Raw genomic sequence first — 23,793 nt, forward strand, 5'->3', positions numbered from 1 at the left:
CCGCCCCCTCCACCACTCCTCTCTTCTCCGGCCGCAGCGGCCTCCACCCCCGCGACCTCCCCGGCCGCATCACCACCGACGGCAAGCGGCACCTCCCCCGAACCACCTCACCAACCGCGCAGGTTAGGCCGGGATACTGCGGAATAGGACCCCCACGGTCCAGCCCGCACCAGGGATCCCTCACACTGGACCCGTGATGTGTCTGCTGAACGGGGATGTCGCCCGCTTCCACGGCTCACATCTGGCCAACCCGTCGTCACGCGGCGTACCGTCCGTGGGGCAACTCCAGCCGGTAACCGATCGGAGGGCGTGAATGGCATCCTGGCTTCTGCGCGCCCAGTGGTCGCACCGCGACGAGTCCGTCGAGCAGCGCGCACTCCGTGTCGGCCGAACACTCACCGCAGTCGCCGTGGCCTTCCCCGACGTCCACGCCTGGACCCAGGACGAGCGCTGGGGGTACCACGTACTGGAAGCCGACGGCACCACTCCCCTTGAGGAGATGGTCGAGGCGACCACCAAGGTCCTCTCCAACGGTTCCAGCACCACCAGACTCCACCTCCAGAGCACCGGCGAACTCCCCTGGCTCTTCGACCTCTCCATGGGCAGCACCCTGACCACCGCGTCGGACCAGCTCACCCTCCACTGGAGCGACGAAGACGCGCTCATCCAGTCCGAGCGCTTCGCCCAGGTCCTCCGAGCAGTCGTCACCATCTGGGAACCCGAGTGGGCGAGCATCGCCGACACCGAGCTCGCCACTGCCGCCGGCCTCTTCCGCCGCGGTATCCCCACGATGGGCTGGCTCACCTACGTCCGAGGCATGGTCGCCGGTGCCCACGGCATCGACATCGACCTGACCCCCTTCGAACGCGGCACCCTCCTCCAGGCCCCCGTCGCCCCCATCGACCTCTCCCCGGTCCACATCTGCGCCGCGGCAGCCCTCGTAGGCATCACCCCAGAAGACCTCTGACCCCCAAAGCCCCCAACGGTCCTCCGCAAGCTAACTCCGCCGCGATCACAGCGGGCAGACCTAGCCACTGATGCCCGTACTGCGACTGCCCGTACTGCGACCCGGCGCAGGTTACGCGACCGGACATTGACGTCGTCCGGGTTGTCCACGATGCCACGAACCAACCGGCGCCGTGGCCTTGCATGCGACCTCGTCGTCGCGGCGTCCGACGATCACCGCGGCACCGGGAAAACCTGACGGCCTCCTGGCCCCGGCCGTTCCGCTCGGCCTGGCCGGGTGCCGACGGCGCCATGCCGCGGGTCCGGGTGCCGCAGTCGGGTGGCAGTTCGGCCGATGAACCGTTGCAGACAGCGAGCGAGAAGCGGCTGGTCGACGCCGCCCATCTGCTCCCATGGCCCCCGCCCCGAGCACGCGCCAAGCGGCCAGCACACCGCGACACTCCTGTCCCCGCGGCCCCGCCCCAGCACGCGCCAGGCGGCCGGCACGCCGCGGCACTCCCACAGCCCGGCGTTCCGGGTCGGGCCGAGCCCGATGTCGGCCGCGGCGAAGGATCTGACCAGCCGTCAAGTGATGATCGGCTGACTGATGGTGGTCCGATCACGGCTCGACCTCCGAGGGCTCGCGCAGGTCGCGCGCCGCGTCCGCGTCAACGTGCCCCGGGGCCGCGGAACACCAGCCCAATCGCCCGGCCGCAGCGGGGCCGTCGGAGATTCCCCCGACGCTCAACGCCGCGGGTAGTCAGCCTCCTTGATGTCGACCAGCCCGTCGGTGACGTTCGCGAGGAAGGCGGCCTCGCGCTTCTTGGTGGCGTCGTCCTCGGTCGGGCCGGCCGCCAGCTGCCGGATCCGGCGTACTGGCCGTTCGAGCCGCCGTTGTTACGCTCACCGCGTGAGCCAGAATCGACCTCGTACAGGCCGGGCAGATGCTCCCTGTCAACGGCCGCAGAAGGCGCACCCTCCGCGTGAAATGCTCTTCATCGCACGCGCACAGCCATCAGTCAGGGGGTAGGACGATGCCGATCGAAAGTGACCATCGCGCGTCGGACTCGCCCTACGTGGCGCGGGTCTGGCGCGGCAGCACGTCCGGGGTCGACCGGATGACCTCGATCGCCACCTCGACCTGGGAACTGGTCTTCTGGGAGCAGCAAGGCGTCATGCACGCCGCTATCAGCGGACCTGAGACGACAGCGTCGATCGCCGAGACGGCGGGCGATTCGGAGTCGTTCGGGATCACCTTCGCGCACGGCACCTCGATGCCGCACCTCCCGATCGGCGCGCTCGTCGACGGCGGCCGTGGCAGTCCACACGTGACCGAACGGACGTTCGTACTGCGCGACGAGCAGTGGCAGATCCCCGACTTCGACGACGCGGAACTGCTCGTGGAGAAGCTCGTGCGCGCCGGCGTACTGGTCCGTGACCCGCTCGTGGACGAGGTGGTGTGGGGCGGCGCCGCACGGGTCGGTTCGCGGGCAGTGCAGCGGCGGGTGGCCGCGGCCACCGGACTCACCCAGGGCGCGATCCGTCAGATCGAACGGGCACGGGAGGCTGCGGTGCTGCTGCGGGCGGGGCTCGCAGCCCTGGATGTCGTGCACAAGCTCGGCTACTACGACCAGCCGCACCTCGCCCGCTCTCTGCAACGGTTCATCGGCCGAACTGCCACCCAGCTCCGGCAGCCGGACCCCGCCGCCGATCCCCTGTCGCTTCTGTACAAGCCGGAGAATCCGGCCGCCTCATAGCGTCGTGGGCGAGCGGTGACCGTCACCGCGCACCCAACGAAAGGCCACTCCGATGCCAGAAGGCACCGTCACCTCCGCCGACGGCACCATCATTGCTTACACGGCGTGGGGCGCCGGCGACCCGATCGTCCTCATCGACGGCGCGACCGGCTATCGCGCTGCGAACCCGCTGAACCAGGAGACGGCGGAACTGCTCGCCGGCGAGTTCCTGGTCATCAACTACGACCGGCGCGGCCGCGGCGAGAGCAGCGACACTCCGCCGTACGTCGTCGAGCGCGAGTTCGAGGACCTCGAGGCGATCATCGAACAGGCCGGTCAGGGGCGCCCGGCGACTGTGTTCGGCTGGTCCTCCGGCGCCAATCTCGCGCTCAACGCCGCCCACGACGGCGTGCCGATCGCGCGTCTCGCGCTGTTCGAGCCGAACGCCGCCATCGACGACGCCCGTCCCCCGCTGTCTGACGACTACGTCGAGAGCCTCGACGCCGCCATTGCCGAAGGCCGACCGGGCGACGCGGTCGCCCTGTTCATGACCGCCGCGGCCATGATGCCGGAGGAGGTAGTCGCCGGGATGCGCGAGGAGGACTTCTGGGCAGGACTCGAGGCCATCGCCCCCACGATCGCGTACGACGCCCGTCAGGTCGGCGACGCTCTCTCCGGCAAGCCGCTGCGCCCCGAGCTGTGGAAGCGCATCGACATCCCGGTCCTAGTGATGCACGAGATCGACACCTGGCCGGCCCTGGCCGCGGGCTCCCGTGCCATCGCCGCACACCTGCCCACGTCCACCCTCACGCCGGTACCCGGTGAGCAGCACTCGACCACCGCCGACGTACTGGCCGCCGCGCTGCGCACATTCATCAAGGAGAACTGACATGGGCAAGATCGTGCTCACCGAGTTCATCTCCATCGACGGCGTCGTGGAAGCACCCGGCGGAGAGGACTTCAAATACCAGAACTGGACCTTCGAGTTCGACCGCGGAGACGGCGAACGGTACAAAGAGGCCGAATCGCTCCGGGCGACGGCGCTCCTGCTCGGACGCAAGACCTACGAAGGCTTCGCCGCAGCCTGGCCGCAGTACGAGGGCGGGCTCGCCGACAAGTACAACACCATGCCCAAGTACGTAGTCTCCCGCACTCTCACCGACCCCAAATGGGCGGGCACGACCGTACTGAACGGCGACCTGGCCCAGGACGTCACTCGACTCAAGCAAGAGGTCAACGGCGAGATCTCCGTTGCCGGAAGCATCCAACTCGCCCAGAGCCTCCTCGCCCTCGACCTCATCGACGAGATCCACCTCATGGCCTCACCCCTGATCCTCGGCCACGGCCGGCGACTCTGGACACAGACGCCCGACAAGACGGCGTGGACCCTCAGCGAAGCAACCATCTACGGCGACAGCACCCTGCTCACCATCTACACCCGCCGCACCACGGCCTGATCTGTTCCTGGAACGCGTGAAAGCGGCCGGCCTGGTAGGCCCGGCCGCTTGGGGGTCGTGGTGGTGGTGTTGGGGGAATTGTTAAGGGCCACCCCGGTGTGGGGTGGCCCTTAACAGTGTGAATGTCCGGCGACGTCCTACTCTCCCACGACCTCCCGGTCGCAGTACCATCGGCGCTGAAGGGCTTAACTTCCAGGTTCGGAATGGAGACTGGGTGTTTCCCCGACGCTATGGTCACCGTAACTCTATAGAAATATCAACCAACCACACACTAGCCACATAACATCTGGCTGGGGTTGACCGTATTCCGGGAACCGTACAGTGAACGCGAACATTACTTACGCAGCATATCGTCTCGTGTATGACCACAAGTGTGGTGTTGAGACAAGCCCTCGGCCTATTAGTACCAGTCAGCTCCACACCTTACGGTGCTTCCACCTCTGGCCTATCAACCCAGTGGTCTACTGGGGGCCTTACCCGATTAACTCGGTGGGAGACCTCATCTTGAAGCGTGCTTCCCGCTTAGATGCTTTCAGCGGTTATCACTCCCGAACGTAGCCAACCAGCCGTGCTCCTGGCGGAACAACTGGCACACCAGAGGTTCGTCCACCCCGGTCCTCTCGTACTAGGGGCAGCCCTTCTCAAGTCTCCTGCGCGCGCAGCGGATAGGGACCGAACTGTCTCACGACGTTCTAAACCCAGCTCGCGTGCCGCTTTAATGGGCGAACAGCCCAACCCTTGGGACCTACTCCAGCCCCAGGATGCGACGAGCCGACATCGAGGTGCCAAACCATCCCGTCGATATGGACTCTTGGGGAAGATCAGCCTGTTATCCCCGGGGTACCTTTTATCCGTTGAGCGACGGTGCTCCCACATGCCACCGCCGGATCACTAGTTCCGACTTTCGTCCCTGCTCGACATGTCTGTCTCACAGTCAAGCTCCCTTGTGCACTTACACTCGACACCTGATTGCCAACCAGGCTGAGGGAACCTTTGAGCGCCTCCGTTACCTTTTAGGAGGCGACCGCCCCAGTCAAACTACCCACCAGGCACTGTCCCTGATCCAGATAATGGACCGAAGTTAGACAGCCAGAACAACCAGAGTGGTATTTCAACGATGACTCCACCCGAACTGGCGTCCGGATTTCACAGTCTCCCACCTATCCTACACAAGTTGTACCGACCACCAATACCAAGTTGTAGTAAAGGTCCCGGGGTCTTTCCGTCCTGCTGCGCGTAACGAGCATCTTTACTCGTAATGCAATTTCGCCGAGTCCATGGTTGAGACAGCGCCCAAGTCGTTACGCCATTCGTGCAGGTCGGAACTTACCCGACAAGGAATTTCGCTACCTTAGGATGGTTATAGTTACCACCGCCGTTTACTGGCGCTTAAGTTCAAAGCTTCGCCGGCCTAAACCAGCTAACCTGTCCCCTTAACGTTCCAGCACCGGGCAGGCGTCAGTCCGTATACATCGAATTACTTCTTCGCACGGACCTGTGTTTTTAGTAAACAGTCGCTTGGGCCTGGTCTCTGCGGCCATCAACGCTTCCACCAGCAAGTGGTGTAACGCATCCGGCCCCCCTTCTCCCGAAGTTACGGGGGCATTTTGCCGAGTTCCTTAACCATGGTTCACTCGATCGCCTTGGTATTCTCTACCTGATCACCTGTGTCGGTTTGGGGTACGGGCGGCTCTAACACTCACTACGAAGTTTTTCTTGGCAGCATGGGATCATCCACTTCCCCTGAACGGGTCCGCCTCGGTTCTCAGGCTCAATGAGACACGGATTTGCCTATGCCTCGCCCTACCACCTTGCCCGCGGATCAGCTTGCGCCTACCATCGCCGCGGATGGACTGCCCTCCTGCGTCACTCCTTAGTGCACCTAATACCACCTCGGGTCGAAAGATCCGCCAATCCGTCCGAAGACATCATGGTTTCTCGTTCTTAGCATCAGTGACCTCGGTCGGGTCGTGTTAATGCCGGTACGGGAATATCAACCCGTTGTCCATCGACTACGCCTGTCGGCCTCGCCTTAGGTCCCGACTTACCCAGGGCAGATTAGCTTGACCCTGGAACCCTTGATCATTCGGCGGACGGGTTTCTCACCCGTCATTCGCTACTCATGCCTGCATTCTCACTCGTGCAGCATCCACAACTAGATCACTCTGCTGCTTCACACGCTGCACGACGCTCCCCTACCCATCCACACACCTGGACCAGAACAAGTTCTGGCCGAGTACTAATATGAATGCCACAGCTTCGGCGGATTGCTTGAGCCCCGCTACATTGTCGGCGCGGAATCACTTGACCAGTGAGCTATTACGCACTCTTTCAAGGGTGGCTGCTTCTAAGCCAACCTCCTGGTTGTCTGGGCAACTCCACATCCTTTTCCACTTAGCAATCGCTTAGGGGCCTTAGCTGGTGATCTGGGCTGTTTCCCTCTCGACTACGGAGCTTATCCCCCGCAGTCTCACTGCCGCGCTCTCACTTACCGGCATTCGGAGTTTGGCTGATTTCGGTAAGCCGGTAAGCCCCCTAGACCATCCAGTGCTCTACCTCCGGTAAGAAACACGCGACGCTGCACCTATATGCATTTCGGGGAGAACCAGCTATCACGGAGTTTGATTGGCCTTTCACCCCTATCCACAGGTCATCCCCCAGGTTTTCAACCCTGGTGGGTTCGGTCCTCCACGCGGTCTTACCCGCGCTTCAACCTGCCCATGGATAGATCACTCCGCTTCGGGTCTAGAGCATGCGACTAAAGCGCCCTATTCAGACTCGCTTTCGCTACGGCTACCCCACACGGGTTAACCTCGCCACACACCACTAACTCGCAGGCTCATTCTTCAAAAGGCACGCCGTCACACCCACACAAGGTGAGCGCTCCGACGGATTGTAGGCAACCGGTTTCAGGTACTATTTCACTCCCCTCCCGGGGTACTTTTCATCTTTCCCTCACGGTACTAGTCCGCTATCGGTCACCAAGAAGTATTTAGGCTTAGCGGGTGGTCCCGCCAGATTCACACGGAATTTCAAGAGTTCCGTGCTACTCGGGAAAACACTCGGAAGTCACTGTCTTACGCCTACGGGGCCATTACCCACTACGGCCCGGCATTCCAACCGGTTCGGCTTCAACAACGATTTATAACTCCCCGACACCACGGCATTAGTGTCTGAATGCTCCCACAACCCCACATACGCAACGCACGCCGGCTATCACACGCACATGGTTTAGCCTCATCCGCTTTCGCTCGCCACTACTCACGGAATCACTATTGTTTTCTCTTCCTGCGGGTACTGAGATGTTTCACTTCCCCGCGTTCCCTCCAGAACCCTATGTGTTCAGGAACTGGTAACTGGCTTTAGAATGCCAGCTGGGTTTCCCCATTCGGACACCCCCGGATCACAGCTTGGTTGCCAACTCCCCGGGGCTTATCGCAGGCTCCAACGTCCTTCATCGGCTCTTGGTGCCTAGACATCCACCGATTGCCCTTAGTAGCTTGTCACACATACATAAGGAACAATACATTGCTACAAAAGATGCTCGCGTCCACTATACAGTTCTCAAAATACGGGCAGGAACACCAGCCCTTGTCCACCACTACCCTCGGAAAGCATCCCTTCAGGGGGAACAACACACCCTTCGAAACACCATCACCAGGAGTTTGGTGAGAGCCGGCCCCAGCCACACACCCACACCAGAATCCAGTAAAGGACCCCAGTGCAGAAGCGGCCTAGAAAAACCGAACCAGGAATCCGCAAAGATTCCAACAGCCCGATCCCTCAGGACCCAACAGCGCGCCTCGGCCTTTCACCCACCCTCACTCACGTTCCACGCCCACAAGTGAGCAGTACTAGTTCGATCAGATACGATCCAGGCCTAATGGTCAATGTTCCACATTCCGAAGCACCGTCGCCTTGAGACATTCGCTCAAGATACGACGAATGGGCGACCACTCTTACGAGTTGATCGCCGAATGCTCCTTAGAAAGGAGGTGATCCAGCCGCACCTTCCGGTACGGCTACCTTGTTACGACTTCGTCCTAATCGCCAGCCCCACCTTCGACGGCTCCCTCCACAAGGGTTAGGCCACCGGCTTCGGGTGTTGCCGACTTTCATGACGTGACGGGCGGTGTGTACAAGGCCCGGGAACGTATTCACCGCAGCGTTGCTGATCTGCGATTACTAGCGACTCCGACTTCATGGGGTCGAGTTGCAGACCCCAATCCGAACTGAGACCGGCTTTTTGGGATTCGCTCCACCTTGCGGTTTCGCAGCCCTTTGTACCGGCCATTGTAGCATGCGTGAAGCCCTGGACATAAGGGGCATGATGACTTGACGTCATCCCCACCTTCCTCCGAGTTGACCCCGGCAGTCTCCTATGAGTCCCCACCATAACGTGCTGGCAACATAGGACGAGGGTTGCGCTCGTTGCGGGACTTAACCCAACATCTCACGACACGAGCTGACGACAGCCATGCACCACCTGTATAGGACCCTTACGGACCCCCCATCTCTGGAGGATTTCCCTATATGTCAAACCCAGGTAAGGTTCTTCGCGTTGCATCGAATTAATCCGCATGCTCCGCCGCTTGTGCGGGCCCCCGTCAATTCCTTTGAGTTTTAGCCTTGCGGCCGTACTCCCCAGGCGGGGCGCTTAATGCGTTAGCTGCGGCACGGAGGACGTGGAATGTCCCCCACACCTAGCGCCCAACGTTTACGGCGTGGACTACCAGGGTATCTAATCCTGTTCGCTACCCACGCTTTCGCTCCTCAGCGTCAGGTAAGGCCCAGAGAGCCGCCTTCGCCACCGGTGTTCTTCCTGATATCTGCGCATTCCACCGCTACACCAGGAGTTCCGCTCTCCCCTGCCTACCTCTAGTCTGCCCGTATCGGAAGCAGGCTCGGAGTTAAGCTCCGAGTTTTCACTCCCGACGTGACGAACCGCCTACGAGCCCTTTACGCCCAATAATTCCGGACAACGCTCGGACCCTACGTATTACCGCGGCTGCTGGCACGTAGTTGGCCGGTCCTTCTTCTGCAGGTACCGTCACTCTCGCTTCGTCCCTGCTGAAAGAGGTTTACAACCCGAAGGCCGTCATCCCTCACGCGGCGTTGCTGCGTCAGGCTTTCGCCCATTGCGCAATATTCCCCACTGCTGCCTCCCGTAGGAGTCTGGGCCGTGTCTCAGTCCCAGTGTGGCCGGTCGCCCTCTCAGGCCGGCTACCCGTCGACGCCTTGGTAGGCCATTACCCCACCAACAAGCTGATAGGCCGCGAGCCCATCCCCAACCGCCAGAACTTTCAACCCCAAACCATGAAGAATGGAGTGATATCCGGTATTAGACCCCGTTTCCGAGGCTTATCCCGAAGTTGAGGGTAGGTTGCTCACGTGTTACTCACCCGTTCGCCGCTCGTGTACCCCCGAAGGGGCCTTACCGCTCGACTTGCATGTGTTAAGCACGCCGCCAGCGTTCGTCCTGAGCCAGGATCAAACTCTCCGTTGAAATCTATATGTTTAACTGCGGCGAACCACAGAAAACAGACTACTTTGAGTGATCCTTTGAATCAGAGACAATCAAACTGACTTGAATCCAGAAATTACATTCAAAGGAATCCATCACGAATCATCCGAAAGATGACCCGCGAATGGGGTTAATGCTAAATTTCGGCATTGACTTTCGGCACGCTGTTGAGTTCTCAAGAATCGGGCACACACCGCGTCCATGACTTCGCAGCCAGGACTCCGGGGCAACTCGACAAACCTTACTGATCCGTCCAGGCCCGGTCAAATCGGCCCTTCCCGAACCAGCACCCCTGCGCGACTCAGCAACCCAAACCCGCACTAGGCGAATCTCGGCTCCAGAAGACCTTCAAGGATTTTGTCGAAGCAACCGGCCGCTTCCGCGTCCCGCACTCGCTCCAACAAGAAGAACATTACTGACATTCACGGTGAAGATGCAAATCGAGATCCGGCCGATGTCCTGACCTGTGCTGAGCACTCCTCGACCACACCGACGTGATGCCGTTGCCGTCCCTCTGGTCCCACTCGTCACTCGCGTCTCCGCGAGGCCGGCCCTCGCGTCACCGCCAGGTCCACTCTCTATAGTGCCCTACCCGTTCAAGTGAGTTTCGCCAAGACGGGTGGTGGGTGGGCGACGATCGCTCGTCACCCACCCACCGAGTACCGCACCGCCCAGCAGACGCCTCTCGGCGAGTGGCCGCTCGAAGCGGCTGAGTGTGAGGCCCGGGGGTCATGTACCGGGCGGCATCAGGTGTAACCGGTCCCCCACCCGACCTATTCCCGGTCTCGGTCGTCCCGCGAGCACTCGAGCTGCTCGCCGTTCTGCTCGAAGACCAGGTCGTCACCACGCAAGCGCAACCGCGCACTCACCATCGAGCTGGCGAACGTGCTGCCGTCGACCGGGATGAACCTCATCGGCTCCTGACCGTCGAAGGTCACCTCGACGCCACCACCCAGCCGATCGACCACGAAGCCGAACCCGTCCCGCAACCGGTACTTCCCGACCAGCCCGTCGAGCACGTCGTCACCAGGAACGTCCCAGTCGTCCAGCGGTTCGTCGTACCCGCTCCATCCGTACGCCGAAGCCAGCGCCGCGAACGCCCGTTGCACCACCCACATGCCGTTGTCGCCGTTCGTCATCACCGCGGCGCCGACCCCGGACTCGCGATCCGCCAGCAGGTGGCACTTGAACCCCCTGTTCCCACCGCTGTGTCCGAACCGTACGCCGCCGGCCCCGAGGAACACCCCCAAGCCAAGGTGATTCAGTCCCCCGAGCCGATCACTCGCGCGAACCTGTGGGGTGAGCATCTCCCGGCCGAGCTCGGGCGACAGCAGTGCGCCGTCAGCACCGACGTACGCCGCCTGCACTGCCAGCGCGAACCTGCAGAGATCGCTCGGCGTCGTCCACAGGCCCGCGGCGGCCAACTCCGGATAGCTGTGCCAGCGCCCCGGGATCGCGAGCCCCTGCTCGTCGTGCGCCGTCGCCGCTCGCTCGTGGAGGTCGTCGGGCAAGGGCTGGGCATAGTCGCTGTCAGCCATCCCCGACGGCTCGAGCACAAGCTCCCGCACCAACTCGCGGAACGGCGTACCGGTTACGTCTTCCAGCAGTTGCTGCAGCACGACCGTCCCGCCCCCGGAGTACCGGAACTGTGCGCCCGGCACCGTGTCGACCCTTACCCCGAAGGTGTTGGTCGGCCGTACGCCGTCCAGGATCTGCACTGTCGTCGGCAGCGGTTCGCCGGACGAATAGCCTGGGAAGCCGTGCACGGTGAGGCCAGCACTGTGGGTCGCCAGTTGGCGCAACGTCACCACCGGCTGCCAGTTCCCCGTCTGTGGAACCTGCCACGAGGTCAGCCGGCGGTTGACGTCCTCGTCCAGTTCGAGCAGGCCTCGGTCGACCAGCCGAAGCATCGCGAACACCGTCACCGGCTTACTGATCGAGCAGGCCTGAAACAGCGTTCCCGTCGACACCTCGACGCCGCCCGTGGCGTCGACAACTCCAGCGGCCCCGGCTCCTACGATCTCGCCGCCACCTATGACCGCCCATCCAGCTCCCGGCACGGCGAACCGCTCCAGCTCCCCCGCGATCTGCTCTCGCAGTACGTCGCTCCCAACACCCACGGCTGCTCCCCACACTCGACTCCTCCGGAGCCTAGAGCGCGCACAGTCCGGCCCGCTCCGACTCGCGCTTCGCCTGCGACATCCTTTCGCGGCCGGCCACCTAGGTCGCCTCACTGCGAGCACCGGCCACGGATGCCGGAACATCCGTGGCCGGGACGAACTCGAGTGTTGCCAGTGCTCTGGTTACTTGGACGGCTGCGGGGCGTCGCAGTCGATCTTCGGGTTGGCTCCGATGTAGTTCAGCGGTCCGGCGACGATGGTGACCAGCGTGGTCCCCACCTTCGCGCAGGTGGCATCGGAACCTCCGAAGTAGTTTCGCTGCGCCGCGGCCGCGAGACCGATCAACAGCCAGACCACAACAACAATCGTGATGACGCGAGAACCAGTCGTAGAGGCTCTACGAGTGCGCATGTCCACCTCCTGGCTGAGCGCACCCCCGTGGAACGACCCTCTGGTGCCCGCCGGTGACACAGCGAAAACCCCAAGCCCGACCACCTTTTTCGCAGCCGCCTCAGACCTCCTTGAAGTCGTGGTGCGGCTTGATCCGGGTGTTGATGAATCGCCCGATGCTGTCCGACCGCACCAAGGCGGCGTACGTGAACTCCGAGACCTCGAAGTACTGGTACACGTCGCCGCTCACGAACTCCACCTCGAGCGTCCCGTCCTGCCAGCCGATCGACCGCACACTTGCCGAGTTCACCGGCTTTCGCCGCATCCCCAACCCCTCTCAGCACACCTCGCTTGACCTGTACGCCGTGACGATGCCCGGCCGCAGGTCCACCTCAGTGTGCCGAAGGCTGCTGGAATCCGCTCACCTCGATGCGCGCCAGCAGCCGCGCCAGATCCGTCACCGCGGCGTTGAGCTGGCCGATCGATGCCTGATCCAGTGCGATCCGCTGATCAGGCTCACCCAGGTTCGCCGCGAAGCGCGTCTGGACGTCGACCGGTGCGCGGGCGAGCTCCGCATCGAGCGCCTCCTGCAGGTGTGGGCTGGGCAGCATGTCCGGGCGCTCCTTCCACTTCGTGATCGTCCGCGGCGCGATCCCGAGCCGCTCGGCGAACGACTCGTTGGTCAGCCGCAGTGCTTCCCGCAGGGCCTGCGCGTGCCGGCCGGTCCACTTCTCGATGACTGCCATCGCCCACTCCTTCACTCGCTCGGTCGCTGTCTGCAAGAAAGGTACGAGTTTTCGGCCGTTCGCCGAGTGCGCAAAGAATGCCCTGTGGATACCTGTTCAGTTCATGGTGCGGGCGCTCGTTGCGCCGTTGACTGAATGCATGACAAGCGCACCCACGATCCGCCGCCACCTCGACCGCCTCACCAGGCAGCCTCCACGCCGCTTCCACCTGATTCGCCATGTCGACGTCTCGGGAGTCAGTGGCACCGGCATAGTCGCCGAAGGCGTCGAGTGGTCCGACCACACTGTCACCCTGCGATGGGGTGGGCCCTACCCCACGACCACCGTCTGGCAGGACGGCATCCCGGCCCTTCTCACTATCCACGGTCACAACGGCGCGACCACCATCCGCTGGCTCGATCCCTGACCTGGTGGAGCCGTCCCCTTCCCCTGCTTTCTGGGGACGGCTCCACCAGCCCGTGTGACGTGAGACGCGACGAGATCTGGAGTCGGCTCCAGGCGCGCTGTTAGCTTTGCGTGATGACGACCTACTCGCCGGCCGAGGCGGCCGCACAGTCCGGGTTCACGATCGACACGCTGCGCTACTACGAGCGGGAAGGAATTCTGCCGCGCATCGAGCGCAGCGCTGGTGGCCGGCGTGTATACAGCGACGGCGATCTGTGGATGCTCGGGTTCCTGCGCTGCTTGCGGGACACCGGGATGTCGATCGAGCAGCTGCGCCGGTACGGCGAGTTGAGTCGTGACGACAGCACGATGCCGGAGCGCGTCACTCTGCTCGAGGAGCACGCCGCCTCGATCCGGGCGAAGATGGCCGAACTCGATGGGGTGCTCGCACGGGTCGAGGAGAAGGCAGACTGGTACCGCGGCGAACTCCGCCGGACTGGGGAAGCGGCGTCCTGACGCGCTGCCGCGAGCCGACCGCAGGGGCGGCGCGCACCAAAGGCGAGCGAGTGTCGGCAACCCGTCTTCCGGCATCGGGGGCTCGTCCGCCTCGGCGTCGGGGCTGTTTGCCTGCCTGACATCGGGCTGTCCACCTCCCGGCATCAGAAGATTTGTCCGCCTCCCCGGCGGAACGACGACTGCACGTTGGTCGGCGTCCGGTCGGGGCTGTCCACCTCCCGGCATCGGAGGGCTTGTCCGCCTCCCGGGATCGAGGGGCTCGTCCGCCTCTAGGCGTCGGGGCTGTCCGTTGCCGACGCGCGGGCTGCCCGCCTCCTGGGATCGGGGCTTATTCGCCTTCTGGTGGCGGGCTGCCCGGGTGGCGTTGGCTAGGCGGCGTTCAGTAGCGCTAGTTCGTCCTTGGTGAGGGTGGTGGATGCGCCTTGCACGGCCTGCTCGAGTTGTTCGACGGTGCTGACTCCGACGATCGGGGTCAGGGCCGGGCTCCCGGAGGCCAGCCACGCCAGTACCACCTGGCCGGGGAGAAGTCCGCGCTCGGTGGCGACACGGGTCAGTGCCGCCAGTCGTCGGTCGGTGCCGGGGTGGTGGTACTCGGGCTCGAGGGGGCGGTCGGTGCGGTCGTAGCGGCCCTGGAGGGTGGCCGTGTAGACCCAGCCCTCGAACGACGGGTTCCGGTGCAGGAAGTCGAGGCCGTCCGGTGACAGCATTCCCAGGGGGATCGGCTGGCCCTCTACTTCCATGCCGCCGGCGGGCTGGAAGTAGGAGTAGCGCTCTTGGTAAGCGACTGGTTCCGGGTGGCCGTCGCGTTCGGCGGTGGCGCGGATCCGCTCGAGCAGCCAGGACGGGTGGTTCGACACTCCCCAGCGAGCGGTCAGGCCGGCACGCACCAGACCGCCGAACGTTTCGACCAGGTCCTCCACCGGAACGGTCGGGTCTTCGACGTGCGCCCAGTACAGGTCGACACCATCCACACCCAGCCGCTCCAGGCTCTTCGCCATGGCTTCGCGTACGACGTCCTCGCGCAGTCCTTCGAGGTGGTCGGGGAACCCACCGACCCGTGTGGGCTGGGCGCCGACCTTGGTGCTGAGGCGAACGCGGACCCCGGAGTTGGACGCCAGCCAACGGCCCAGCAGCGCCTCGCTCTGGCCGCCGAAGCCCGTCTCCGAGGTCCAGAAGCTGTAGTTGTCAGAAGTGTCGACGAAGGCTCCGCCGAGTTCGGCGTACCGGTCGAGGATCGAGAATGCGGTTCGTTCGTCCACCCTGGTGCCGAAGTACATCGTCCCCAGGGCCATCGTTGGTGTGTTCATGGCACCAGCCTGGTAGCTGGAGCGCGCTCCAGGTCAAGCTGCGATTTCACGGCACTGCGGATTCACGGGAACGCGGGCCGCGGTGAGTCCGCCAGAGCCCTCGATGCTTCACACCTACCTGGACCACCTGGCCAAGCTGCCGGGCGTCGGGATGACGGATCGTAGTGACGCGGCGCGTGTCGTCCGATCAGCCGTGGTCCGGGTGGGGTGGCTTTTCCGCGAAGAACTGTTCGCGGTAGTCCGTGGGGGTGTCTTCCTCGGGGCGGTGGTTGAGAACCGTAGCGAGTTCGGCGATGGACTTGTCGGCGGAGGTGAGGTGGGGCTTGGGGTGCTGCCGGGGCGGGAGTTCGTCGGTGTTCGCGACGGAGGAGAGCTGGGCGAGGGTTTCCAGCAGCTCGACGGCCTTCTCGACTTCGCCAGGGTTGTTGACGAGCCACCAGACGGCGGCCGAGCCGGGGCTGGCGAGGACCTCGTCGCGGAGATAGGCGCGTTCGTCGCGTTCCATCCGGCGTTCGAGCAGGGTCCGTTGTTCGCGGCGGTGGAGGGCGGCGAGGACCTGGAGGTGCTTGCTGTCGGCGTCGGGGAGGCGGAGACGGACCTCCGTGGCCCAGGTGCGGACCTGGCCTCGGTCGTCGAGGTCCGGTTCGCCGAGGAGGGCGGCCAGGCGGTGCTGGTTGAGGGATTCCTCGGTGGGTTGCTGGCCGGCGGTCAGGGCCTTCGCACGGTTCAGCAGGGAGTCGACGGCGACGCTGCTGAGGTCGGCGTGCCGGGATCCGGACAGGACGGTGGACCAGTGAACGACAGCGGAGAAGCTGAACTGGAAGTCCGGCGATGCGGACGGCAGCCGTACGTCGGCGATCGTGCGGGTCGGCGGAAGGGAGAAGACCGGATCGTGGTCCACAGCGTGTGACGAGTGAACGCTCGGCGGCGCATGGGTCACGGGAGCCTGGACCGTGATCGGAGCCGGCTTGGTGAGGGGCTCGTTGTAGACCACGGCGACGACCAGTAGGAGGACCACGGAGACCATGACGGCGACCCAGCCCGGCAGACCGAGGACAAGGGCCAGCAGGTACAGGAAGGCAACCACCGCGGCGGAGAGCAGGAGGGTGTTCTTGTCGAGCTTCATCAGGGATTCCTTCAACGCAAGTACCGGCCGGCGTACCCGGCTGGAGGAGTCCCCGCTGTTAGGTCCTGGGCGGTCGGTCAGAGTCACAAAAAGTCTCACATGGTCGACGGACCGTAGCGACAGCTCTGCGTGTCGCTCTCACTCCGTGAGAAACGGCGGGTCAGCCGGTCAGGGAGCGCAGCGCTCGGCGGGACGGCGTGAGGACGACCGGCTTGTACGGACAGCGGGCGTCGGTGAGAGTTTCGTACGCGCTGATCGCGCGGTTGGCGGCGTCCCAGCCCTGCTCGGCGGGGCTCTTGCCGAGACCGCGGTTGCGGATCAGGGCGCCGTAGAACGCCGAGCAGAACACGGTCGCCTCGTACCAGCCGACGACCGTGCTGGTGCCGATGTAGGTGATGTCGTCCTGCAGGCAGTCGCGAATGGCGCGCTGCCACTTGCCGATGCCGGTCTTGCAGCCGTCGGCGATCACCACGCCGCTGGAGATCCCCCACTGGCGATCCAGGAACCAGTCGGCCAGGGCGCTCAGCGAGACCTGGGTCCGACCGTCGGTGGACAGGAACGAGGGTTCCTCGCTGTGGTCGCCGTGCGCCATCACGTGCAGCACGGTCGACGGGGTGGTGAGCGCGGAGAACGCCGTCTCGTGGTCCCGGGTGCGGACGAAGTTCACGTCGATCACCGGTTCGTTCCAGCCGGCGTTGACGTTGCCCACAACGCCCTGGACGAACGTCATCGAAGCATCGAAGGAGCTGTCCAGACCGAGGTCCACCAGCGTGATCAGCCGGTTCTTCATCCCCAACCCCCTCGCATCCCGGGGCCCGCCTCACGGGCCCGGAATCATCATCACCCAGGATCCCGACAGTTTGACCTCGGGGTCGGTGGATACCGTGGGCCGAGACCCGACCAGCCGAGGAGAAGTCCGATGAGTGCTGTCCCTACCGTCACGTTGAGTCACGGAACCGCGTTGCCGCGGCTCGGGCTCGGTACGTCGCCGATGAACGACGACGACGCCGAGCGCGCTGTCGCGACGGCACTCGAGCTCGGCTACCGGCTGATCGACACGGCCGAGAACTACCGCAACGAGACCGGCGTCGGCCGTGCGCTGAAGGGTGCTCCGCGCGAGGAGCTGTTCGTGACGTCGAAGTTCAACAAGCGCTGGCACAGCGTCGAGGGCGCGCGGACGGCGTTCGAGGCGAGCGCGGAGAAGCTCGGTCTCGACTACCTCGACCTGCTGCTCATCCACTGGCCGAACCCGGACCAGGACCAGTACGTCGACGCGTGGCGCGGGCTGATCGAGCTGCGCAAGGCCGGCCTGGTGCGTGCCATCGGTACGTCGAACTTCAAGCCGGCTCACCTCCAGCGCCTGATCGACGAGACGGGCGAGGCGCCCGAGGTCAACCAGATCCAGCTGAGCCCGATCTGGACCAAGCAGGAGAACCGCGACTTCCACGCCCAGCACGGCATCGTGACCGAGGCGTGGAGTCCGCTCGGCAAGGGCAGCGACCTGCTCGACCGGCCGGACGTCGTACAGATCGCGAAGGACCACGGGAAGACGCCGGGGCAGATCGTGCTGCGCTGGGAGGTTCAGCTGAACGTCGTACCGATCCCGAAGTCGGCGAACCGGGAACGACTCGCGCAGAACCTGGACGTCTTCGACTTCGAACTCACCGACGAGCAGCTCGGCCGGCTGTCGGCGTTCGACGGCACCGGCTCGACCCCCGCCGACTCGGACCGCTCGGGACACTGAAGCACGCCGGTGACCTGGGGCTTGGGTAGGGCTACTTCGTGGAGGCGCCGAGGGCTCGGAGGACGGTTTCGGTGACTCGGTCGAGGTAGTCGGGTTCGGCGGGGGCTTGGCGCACGACCAGGCGCCAGTAGATGAGCGCGGCCATCAGGTCCTGGGCCATTTCGAGGTCGGTGTCGGCGGGGAGATCTCCGCGGGCGATCGCGCGTTCGAGCGTCGGCCGGGCCAGGGCTCGGCGGGGTTCGCCGATGGTGGCCGCGACGGCCTCGGCGAGTTCTGGAGTGCGGTTGGCCTCGGCGGTCAGGTCCGGGAGGATCCGGGAGAACGGCGGCTCGGTGAGCCAGGCGGCGACGGCGCCGATCATCGCGCGAAGGTCGTCGCGCAGTGATCCGGTGTCCTCGACGTCGGCCAGCGGCACGCTGAGCTCGGCCAGTACGGCGAGCACCATCTCCTGCTTCGTGTGCCACCGGCGATACAGGGCGCTCTTGCCCGCGCCGGCGCGCTTGGCGACGCCTTCCATGGACAGCCGCGCGTAACCGCGCTCGACCAGTTCGGCCAGGACGGTGTCGGTGATGGCGGCGGTGATGCCCGGTCGCAGTACGGCGGCTCCGGACGGCGTACGACGGTTCATCGGGCCAGCCTAGCGTATGGACGAGACGGTACCGTCCGACGTACTGTGGTCGGGACGGGACCGTCTCGTCCACACGCGAGAGGAGCACCCATGGCACCGCGTGAGTTGTTCGACCAGGCCTTGAGCCTGCTGCTGGCCAAGGACATGTCCGGGTTCGCCGATCTCTGGGCGGCCGACGGCACGATGGAGTTCCCGTTCGCTCCGCCCGGCTGGCCGACCCGGCTGGACGGCCGCGAGGCGGTGCGCGAGTACCTGAGCGGCTACACCGGCATCTTCGACGTCAAGAGCGTCACCGAGCTGACCGTGCACGAGACCACCGATCCGGAGGTGATCGTGGTCGAGTTCGCCGTGGAAGGCCTGATGGTGCGCACCGGTGAGCCGTACGGCAATCGCTACGTCTGCGTGCTCACCGTGCGGGACGGGCAGATCGTCGGCTACCGCGACTACTGGTCAGCGGCGTCCGCGAACGACGAGGCCGACTTCACCAGCAACGAAAGCCGGAGCGGCGATGTCTGAGGTCCTGGTCATCGGCGCCACTGGCACCACAGGGTCGCGGGTGGCGGCAGGACTCGGCCGGTGTGGCGCCGCCGCCCGGCTCGCCACTCGCACACCCAGTGCCCCCGGTGAGATTCGCTTCGACTGGACTGACGCCTCCACGCACCGGCCCGCGCTGAAGGGGGCCGACGCGGTCTACCTGATCCCGCCGATCGGGGAGGCCGAGCCGGCTCCCCTGGTCGAGCCGCTGCTGCGGGAGGCCGTCGAGTCCGGCGTACGGCGAGTTGTGCTGCTCAGCTCGTCCGCCGTCACGGACGAAACCCCTGGACTGGGTGCGTTGCCGCGCCTGGTGCGCGCGCTGTGTTCGGAGTGGGCGGTCCTGCGGCCGAGCTGGTTCATGAACAACTTCACCGGCGATCATCCGGTGGCCCACGGGGTCCGAGCGGGTGAGATCGTCACGGCCACCGGGACCGGCCGGGTCGGATTCGTCGACGCGGAGGACATCGCCGCCGTCGCCGTGTGTGCGCTGATCGACGAGGTGCCGCACAACACCGACCACTTGATCACCGGTCCCCACGCGATCAGCTACTCGGAGGCGGCCGCGATCATCACCGACGTCACCGATCGGCCGGTCACCCATCGCGCGGTCGAGGCACCGGAGCTGGTCTCGCGGATGTCGGCCTACCCGCCGGAGTTCGCCGCGATCCTTGCCGCGCTCGACGTCGCGATCGCCGGCGGCGCGGAGGATCGGGTCAGCGACACGGTGGACCGCGTGACCGGGCGTCCGGCCCGGGACTTTCGCGCGTTCGTCGGCAGTGAGCTGTGACGCGCCCGGCTCAGCGAACTTGACGGGGAACTCCTCCGTCGACGGGCCCGGCCAGAACGCACCTCGGCCCCCGGGGAAGGTGGGAAGTTCCCGGGGGCCGTGGTGCTTTCACTCGGGTCGGCCGGGTGAGGGCCGGGCGGCTCTGTCGTTCGAGCCTTCAGGTGGTTCGGCTGATGAAGCGACCGGGGCTGCGGCCCGTGAGGGCGCCGCAGCCGGGACTGCTAGCTGCAGCCGGAGGTGCTGCCGCAGCCTTCGCAGACATAGCAGGAACCGCTGGGGCGCATCTTGGTGCCGCAGGTGAAGCACAGCGGTGCGTCGACCGACGTACCGGTGATGAGTTCGAACATCTCGGCGGTGGTGCGGACCTCGGAGCTGACCGGCTTGGCGGCCGCGGCGTCGATCGAGGCGTCCTCGACCGCGACCGGCTTCTCCGGGGCCGGCTCGACGGCCTTCAGCGACTCGGGCTCCGACACCTCGACCGGGGTCGGCTCGTAGGAGCCGGTGTCGAGCTGACGGGAACGCTCGTCGGCGGAGTAGATGCCGAGGGCGGCCCGGTCGTCGAAGGGCAGGTAGTCCAGCGCCAGGCGGCGGAAGATGTAGTCCATGATCGACTGCGCCATCCGCACGTCCGGGTCGTCGGTCAGACCGGCCGGCTCGAACTTCAGGTTGGTGAACTTCTGGACGTAGGTCTCCAGCGGCACGCCGTGCTGCAGCGCGATCGAGATCGCGATCGAGAAGGCGTCCATCACGCCGGCCAGGGTCGAGCCCTGCTTGCCCATCTTGAGGAAGACCTCGCCCAGACCGTCGTCGGGGTACGAGCCCGCGGTCATGTAGCCCTCGGCGCCGCCGACGCTGAACGACGTGGTGCGCGACGGGCGCGACTTCGGCAGGCGCTTGCGGGTCGGCCGGTACTCGACGATCTTCTCGACGACCTTCTCGGCCGCGGCCTCGGTGGACTCCGAAGCCTTCTTGGCCTTGGAGTCCGACAGCGGCTGACCGACCTTGCAGTTGTCGCGGTAGACCGCGAGCGCCTTCAGGCCGAGCTTCCAGCCCTGGAAGTAGACGTCGGCGATCTCCTCGACCGTCGCGGTCTCCGGCAGGTTGACGGTCTTGGAGATGGCGCCGGACAGGAACGGCTGCGCGGCCGCCATCATCCGCACGTGGCCCATCGGCTTGATCGCCCGCTCGCCCATCGCGGTGTCGAAGATCTCGTAGTGCTCGGTCTTCAGGCCCGGCGCGTCGACGACGTGGCCGTGCTCGGAGATGTACTCGACGATCGCCTCGATCGTCTCCTCGGTGTACCCGTACTGGCGCAGCGCCCGCGGGACGGTCTGGTTGACGATCTGCATCGAGCCGCCGCCGACCAGCTTCTTGAACTTGACCAGCGAGAAGTCCGGCTCGATACCGGTCGTGTCGCAGTCCATCATGAAGCCGATCGTGCCGGTCGGGGCCAGCACCGAGGCCTGCGCGTTGCGCCAGCCGTTCTTCGCGCCGGTCTTCAGCACGCCCTCCCACGCCAGCGTGGCGTGCTTCTGGACGTCCTTGTCGATCTCACCGACGGTACGGATCGCGTCGTTGGCCGCGGCGTGCTTGCGCATCACCCGGGTGTGCGCGTCCTTGTTGCGCTCGAAACCGTCGTACGCGCCGACGATGCCGGCCAGCTCCGCGGACCGCTTGTACGACGTACCGGTCATCAGCGAGGTGATAGCGCCCGCCAGCGCGCGACCACCGTCGGAGTCGTAGGCGTGCCCGGTCGCCATCAGCAGGGCGCCGAGGTTGGCGTAGCCGATGCCGAGCTGCCGGTACGCGCGGGTGGTGTCGCCGATCGCCTCGGTCGGGAAGTCGGCGAAGCAGATCGAGATGTCCATCGCGGTGATGATCAGCTCGACGGACTTGACGAACTTCTCCGAGTCGAACATGTCGTCGTCGGTGAGGAACTTCAGCAGGTTCAGCGACGCCAGGTTGCAGGAGGAGTTGTCGAGGTGCATGTACTCCGAGCACGGGTTGGACGCGGTGATCCGGCCCGTTTCCGGGGTGGTGTGCCAGTCGTTGATCGTGTCGTCGTACTGGATGCCCGGGTCGGCGCAGGCCCAGGCGGCGTGGCTGATCTTGTCGAACAGCTCGCGGGCGTCGACGGTCTCGATGATCGAGTTGTCGATCCGGGCACGCAGGCCGAACTCGCCCTTCTCCTCAACCGCGCGCATGAACTCGTCGGTGACCCGGACGGAGTTGTTCGCGTTCTGGTACTGCACCGAGGTGATGTCGCGGCCGCCGAGGTCCATGTCGTAGCCGGCGTCACGGAGAACGCGGATCTTGTCCTCCTCGCGCATCTTGGTCTCGACGAACTCCTCGATGTCCGGGTGGTCGACGTCGAGCACGACCATCTTGGCCGCGCGCCGGGTGGCGCCACCGGACTTGATCGTGCCCGCGGACGCGTCCGCGCCGCGCATGAAGGAGACCGGGCCGGACGCCGTACCGCCGCTGGACTGCAGCAGCTCCTTGGACGACCGGATCCGCGACAGGTTCAGACCGGCACCGGAGCCGCCCTTGAAGATCAGGCCCTCCTCCTTGTACCAGTTGAGGATCGAGTCCATCGAGTCGTCGACGGCGAGGATGAAGCAGGCCGACACCTGCTGCGGGGACGAGGTGCCGACGTTGAACCAGACCGGCGAGTTGAAGCTGAAGTACTGGTGCAGCAGCATCCAGGTGAGCTCGTGCTCGAAGATCTCCGCGTCGGCGGGAGTGGCGAAGTAGCCTTCGGCCTCACCGGACTTGCGGTAGGTCTTCACGACCCGGTCGAGCAGCTGCTTGAGGCTCCACTCGCGGTTGTCGTGACCGACCGCGCCGCGGAAGTACTTGGTGGTGACGATGGTGGAGGCGTTCACGCTCCAGTAGTCGGGGAACTCGACCCCGCGCTGCTCGAAGACGGTCTCACCCGTCTTCCAGTTCTGCTGCACGACGTCGCGGCGCTCCCACGTCACGTCGTCGTAGGGGTGGACGCCCTCGGTCGTGAAGATGCGCTCGATGGTGAGTCCCGCCGGCGCGCTCTTGCGCCCACGGAACCCGGCCGCCGACCTCTTGGTCGACCCCGAGTGGCCGGTCACCGTCTCTGTCATGGTTGCTCCTCGCCCTGTGTCTGCGGTCTGTCGGGACCGCCCCGTTGGTACTTCCCTGTGCCTGTACTGCGGTGGTGCTGGGTATTGCATCCCCGTTATGTCTGTGGAGCCACGCCCTGCGGCGCGGGCTCGGTGCCCTCCGGGTCCTTCTCGGCCCGCAGCAGCGCGATCTCGGTCTCGAAGTCGTCGGCCGACTCGAACTGCCGGTAGACGCTCGCGAACCGCAGGTAGGCCACCTCGTCGAGCTCGCGCAGCGGGCCGAGGATGGCCAGGCCGACCTCGTGGGCCGGCACCTCCGGCGAGCCGCCGCCCTTCAGCGCGTCCTCGACCTTCTGTCCCAGCCGCGACAGCGCGTCGGCGTCCACCGGCCGGCCCTTGCAGGCCTTGCTCACGCCGCGAATGACCTTCTCGCGGCTGAACGGCTCGGTCGCGCCGGAGCGCTTCACGACCGTCAGCTGCATCTGCTCGACGGTGGTGAACCGCTTCTCGCAGACCGGGCACTGTCGCCGGCGGCGGATCGCTCCGCCGTCTTCGGCCACCCGGCTGTCGACGACCCGGGAATCGCTGTGCCGGCAGTACGGACAGTGCACGGCGAATCACTCCTCCCGTGGGGGCGCCGAACGGCGACGCTGTGGATCGAGCTGGGGACAACCTGTGTACGACTTGTGGGTAACCAACCACTACCTGTGGAAAATTACACCCGTGTAACCACTACATCTAGGGATGCTACGTC

19 protein-coding genes and 3 rRNA genes are annotated in these 23,793 nt (G+C 65.1%); 9 read left to right on the forward strand and 13 right to left on the reverse strand.

The genetic code is table 11. From position 1 onward, the window contains the following. The first annotated feature begins 313 nt into the window (after positions 1-313). From HDA39_RS15330 to HDA39_RS15345, 4 genes are all read left to right on the forward strand, one after another. Positions 314-967, forward strand: a complete 654-nt coding sequence (locus HDA39_RS15330) for a hypothetical protein (RefSeq protein WP_184795887.1) — start codon at positions 314-316, stop codon at positions 965-967. A 1,012-nt stretch (positions 968-1,979) separates the two neighbouring features. Next, a complete protein-coding gene (locus tag HDA39_RS15335) occupies positions 1,980-2,702 on the forward strand; it encodes a helix-turn-helix domain-containing protein (protein WP_184795888.1) in 723 nt (240 codons plus the stop codon). A 52-nt stretch (positions 2,703-2,754) separates the two neighbouring features. Beyond that, a complete protein-coding gene (locus HDA39_RS15340) occupies positions 2,755-3,570 on the forward strand; it encodes an alpha/beta fold hydrolase (protein ID WP_184795889.1) in 816 nt (271 codons plus the stop codon). 1 nt (position 3,571) lies between these two features. Next, complete coding sequence (locus tag HDA39_RS15345; RefSeq protein WP_184795890.1) at positions 3,572-4,138, forward strand: dihydrofolate reductase family protein; 567 nt, start codon at positions 3,572-3,574, stop codon at positions 4,136-4,138. A 124-nt stretch (positions 4,139-4,262) separates the two neighbouring features. Here the strand turns inward: HDA39_RS15345 and rrf are convergent. The 7 genes from rrf to HDA39_RS15380 form a co-directional block, all read right to left on the reverse strand. Further along, positions 4,263-4,380 (reverse strand): 5S ribosomal RNA (gene rrf / locus HDA39_RS15350). A 138-nt stretch (positions 4,381-4,518) separates the two neighbouring features. Continuing rightward, positions 4,519-7,644: ribosomal RNA gene (locus tag HDA39_RS15355) — 23S ribosomal RNA — on the reverse strand. A gap of 482 nt (positions 7,645-8,126) precedes the next feature. Beyond that, positions 8,127-9,644 (reverse strand): 16S ribosomal RNA (locus tag HDA39_RS15360). Together the 16S, 23S and 5S rRNA genes form the textbook arrangement of a ribosomal RNA operon. 791 nt (positions 9,645-10,435) lie before the next feature. Then, a complete protein-coding gene (locus HDA39_RS15365; RefSeq protein ID WP_337925756.1) occupies positions 10,436-11,782 on the reverse strand; it encodes a serine hydrolase domain-containing protein in 1,347 nt (448 codons plus the stop codon). A 183-nt stretch (positions 11,783-11,965) separates the two neighbouring features. Beyond that, positions 11,966-12,193: a hypothetical protein gene (locus HDA39_RS15370; protein ID WP_184795892.1), complete on the reverse strand. Its 228-nt coding sequence runs from the start codon at positions 12,191-12,193 to the stop codon at positions 11,966-11,968. 100 nt (positions 12,194-12,293) lie between these two features. Next, complete coding sequence (locus tag HDA39_RS15375) at positions 12,294-12,497, reverse strand: KTSC domain-containing protein (protein WP_184795893.1); 204 nt, start codon at positions 12,495-12,497, stop codon at positions 12,294-12,296. Between the two features lie 67 nt (positions 12,498-12,564). Beyond that, on the reverse strand, positions 12,565-12,918 hold the full coding sequence (locus HDA39_RS15380) for a helix-turn-helix domain-containing protein (protein WP_184795894.1): 354 nt from the start codon (positions 12,916-12,918) through the stop codon (positions 12,565-12,567). A gap of 139 nt (positions 12,919-13,057) precedes the next feature. Here HDA39_RS15380 and HDA39_RS15385 point away from each other — a divergent pair, with 139 nt between their 5' ends. Then, on the forward strand, positions 13,058-13,324 hold the full coding sequence (locus tag HDA39_RS15385) for a hypothetical protein (protein ID WP_184795895.1): 267 nt from the start codon (positions 13,058-13,060) through the stop codon (positions 13,322-13,324). Positions 13,325-13,437: 113 nt separating this feature from the next. Continuing rightward, a complete protein-coding gene (locus tag HDA39_RS15390) occupies positions 13,438-13,818 on the forward strand; it encodes a MerR family transcriptional regulator (RefSeq protein ID WP_184795896.1) in 381 nt (126 codons plus the stop codon). A 368-nt stretch (positions 13,819-14,186) separates the two neighbouring features. On the opposite strand, the gene HDA39_RS15395 is transcribed toward HDA39_RS15390, so the two are convergent. From HDA39_RS15395 to HDA39_RS15405, 3 genes are all read right to left on the reverse strand, one after another. Next, a complete protein-coding gene (locus HDA39_RS15395) occupies positions 14,187-15,125 on the reverse strand; it encodes an aldo/keto reductase (RefSeq protein ID WP_184795897.1) in 939 nt (312 codons plus the stop codon). Positions 15,126-15,312: 187 nt separating this feature from the next. Beyond that, a complete protein-coding gene (locus HDA39_RS15400; RefSeq protein WP_184795898.1) occupies positions 15,313-16,251 on the reverse strand; it encodes a hypothetical protein in 939 nt (312 codons plus the stop codon). Between the two features lie 160 nt (positions 16,252-16,411). Next, a complete protein-coding gene (locus HDA39_RS15405; protein ID WP_184795899.1) occupies positions 16,412-17,041 on the reverse strand; it encodes a hypothetical protein in 630 nt (209 codons plus the stop codon). Positions 17,042-17,170: 129 nt separating this feature from the next. Between HDA39_RS15405 and HDA39_RS15410 the strand changes: the two genes are divergently transcribed. Next, complete coding sequence (locus HDA39_RS15410) at positions 17,171-17,995, forward strand: aldo/keto reductase (protein ID WP_184795900.1); 825 nt, start codon at positions 17,171-17,173, stop codon at positions 17,993-17,995. A 31-nt stretch (positions 17,996-18,026) separates the two neighbouring features. Here HDA39_RS15410 and HDA39_RS15415 read toward each other — a convergent pair whose 3' ends face one another. Then, a complete protein-coding gene (locus HDA39_RS15415) occupies positions 18,027-18,623 on the reverse strand; it encodes a TetR/AcrR family transcriptional regulator (protein WP_184795901.1) in 597 nt (198 codons plus the stop codon). Between the two features lie 90 nt (positions 18,624-18,713). On the opposite strand from HDA39_RS15415, the gene HDA39_RS15420 reads away from it, so the two are divergent. Both HDA39_RS15420 and HDA39_RS15425 read left to right on the forward strand, forming a co-directional pair. Continuing rightward, positions 18,714-19,139, forward strand: a complete 426-nt coding sequence (locus HDA39_RS15420) for a nuclear transport factor 2 family protein (protein ID WP_184795902.1) — start codon at positions 18,714-18,716, stop codon at positions 19,137-19,139. Further along, positions 19,132-19,944 (forward strand): NAD(P)H-binding protein, encoded by an 813-nt coding sequence (locus HDA39_RS15425; protein WP_184795903.1) that lies wholly within the window; start codon positions 19,132-19,134, stop codon positions 19,942-19,944. Before HDA39_RS15420 ends, HDA39_RS15425 begins: the two co-directional genes overlap by 8 nt. A 221-nt stretch (positions 19,945-20,165) precedes the next feature. Here HDA39_RS15425 and HDA39_RS15430 read toward each other — a convergent pair whose 3' ends face one another. Both HDA39_RS15430 and nrdR read right to left on the reverse strand, forming a co-directional pair. Continuing rightward, a complete protein-coding gene (locus HDA39_RS15430) occupies positions 20,166-23,060 on the reverse strand; it encodes a vitamin B12-dependent ribonucleotide reductase (protein ID WP_184795904.1) in 2,895 nt (964 codons plus the stop codon). Positions 23,061-23,155: 95 nt separating this feature from the next. Then, entirely contained in the window at positions 23,156-23,650 is a 495-nt protein-coding gene (gene nrdR / locus HDA39_RS15435) for a transcriptional regulator NrdR (protein ID WP_184795905.1), read from the reverse strand. Positions 23,651-23,793 lie beyond the last annotated feature (143 nt).

Source organism: Kribbella italica (genome assembly GCF_014205135.1).
Lineage (GTDB): Bacteria > Actinomycetota > Actinomycetes > Propionibacteriales > Kribbellaceae > Kribbella > Kribbella italica.

Coding starts and splice junctions, on each gene's coding strand:
- HDA39_RS15415 (WP_184795901.1), bottom strand. CDS start 18,623: ATGAACCGTCGTACGCCGTCCGGAGCCGCCGTACTGCGACCGGGCATC.
- HDA39_RS15430 (WP_184795904.1), bottom strand. CDS start 23,060: ATGACAGAGACGGTGACCGGCCACTCGGGGTCGACCAAGAGGTCGGCG.
- HDA39_RS15405 (WP_184795899.1), bottom strand. CDS start 17,041: ATGAAGAACCGGCTGATCACGCTGGTGGACCTCGGTCTGGACAGCTCC.
- HDA39_RS15385 (WP_184795895.1), top strand. CDS start 13,058: ATGACAAGCGCACCCACGATCCGCCGCCACCTCGACCGCCTCACCAGG.
- HDA39_RS15345 (WP_184795890.1), top strand. CDS start 3,572: ATGGGCAAGATCGTGCTCACCGAGTTCATCTCCATCGACGGCGTCGTG.
- HDA39_RS15425 (WP_184795903.1), top strand. CDS start 19,132: ATGTCTGAGGTCCTGGTCATCGGCGCCACTGGCACCACAGGGTCGCGG.
- HDA39_RS15335 (WP_184795888.1), top strand. CDS start 1,980: ATGCCGATCGAAAGTGACCATCGCGCGTCGGACTCGCCCTACGTGGCG.
- HDA39_RS15380 (WP_184795894.1), bottom strand. CDS start 12,918: ATGGCAGTCATCGAGAAGTGGACCGGCCGGCACGCGCAGGCCCTGCGG.
- HDA39_RS15330 (WP_184795887.1), top strand. CDS start 314: ATGGCATCCTGGCTTCTGCGCGCCCAGTGGTCGCACCGCGACGAGTCC.
- HDA39_RS15340 (WP_184795889.1), top strand. CDS start 2,755: ATGCCAGAAGGCACCGTCACCTCCGCCGACGGCACCATCATTGCTTAC.
- HDA39_RS15400 (WP_184795898.1), bottom strand. CDS start 16,251: ATGAAGCTCGACAAGAACACCCTCCTGCTCTCCGCCGCGGTGGTTGCC.
- HDA39_RS15410 (WP_184795900.1), top strand. CDS start 17,171: ATGAGTGCTGTCCCTACCGTCACGTTGAGTCACGGAACCGCGTTGCCG.
- HDA39_RS15375 (WP_184795893.1), bottom strand. CDS start 12,497: ATGCGGCGAAAGCCGGTGAACTCGGCAAGTGTGCGGTCGATCGGCTGG.
- HDA39_RS15390 (WP_184795896.1), top strand. CDS start 13,438: ATGACGACCTACTCGCCGGCCGAGGCGGCCGCACAGTCCGGGTTCACG.
- HDA39_RS15395 (WP_184795897.1), bottom strand. CDS start 15,125: ATGAACACACCAACGATGGCCCTGGGGACGATGTACTTCGGCACCAGG.
- HDA39_RS15370 (WP_184795892.1), bottom strand. CDS start 12,193: ATGCGCACTCGTAGAGCCTCTACGACTGGTTCTCGCGTCATCACGATT.
- HDA39_RS15420 (WP_184795902.1), top strand. CDS start 18,714: ATGGCACCGCGTGAGTTGTTCGACCAGGCCTTGAGCCTGCTGCTGGCC.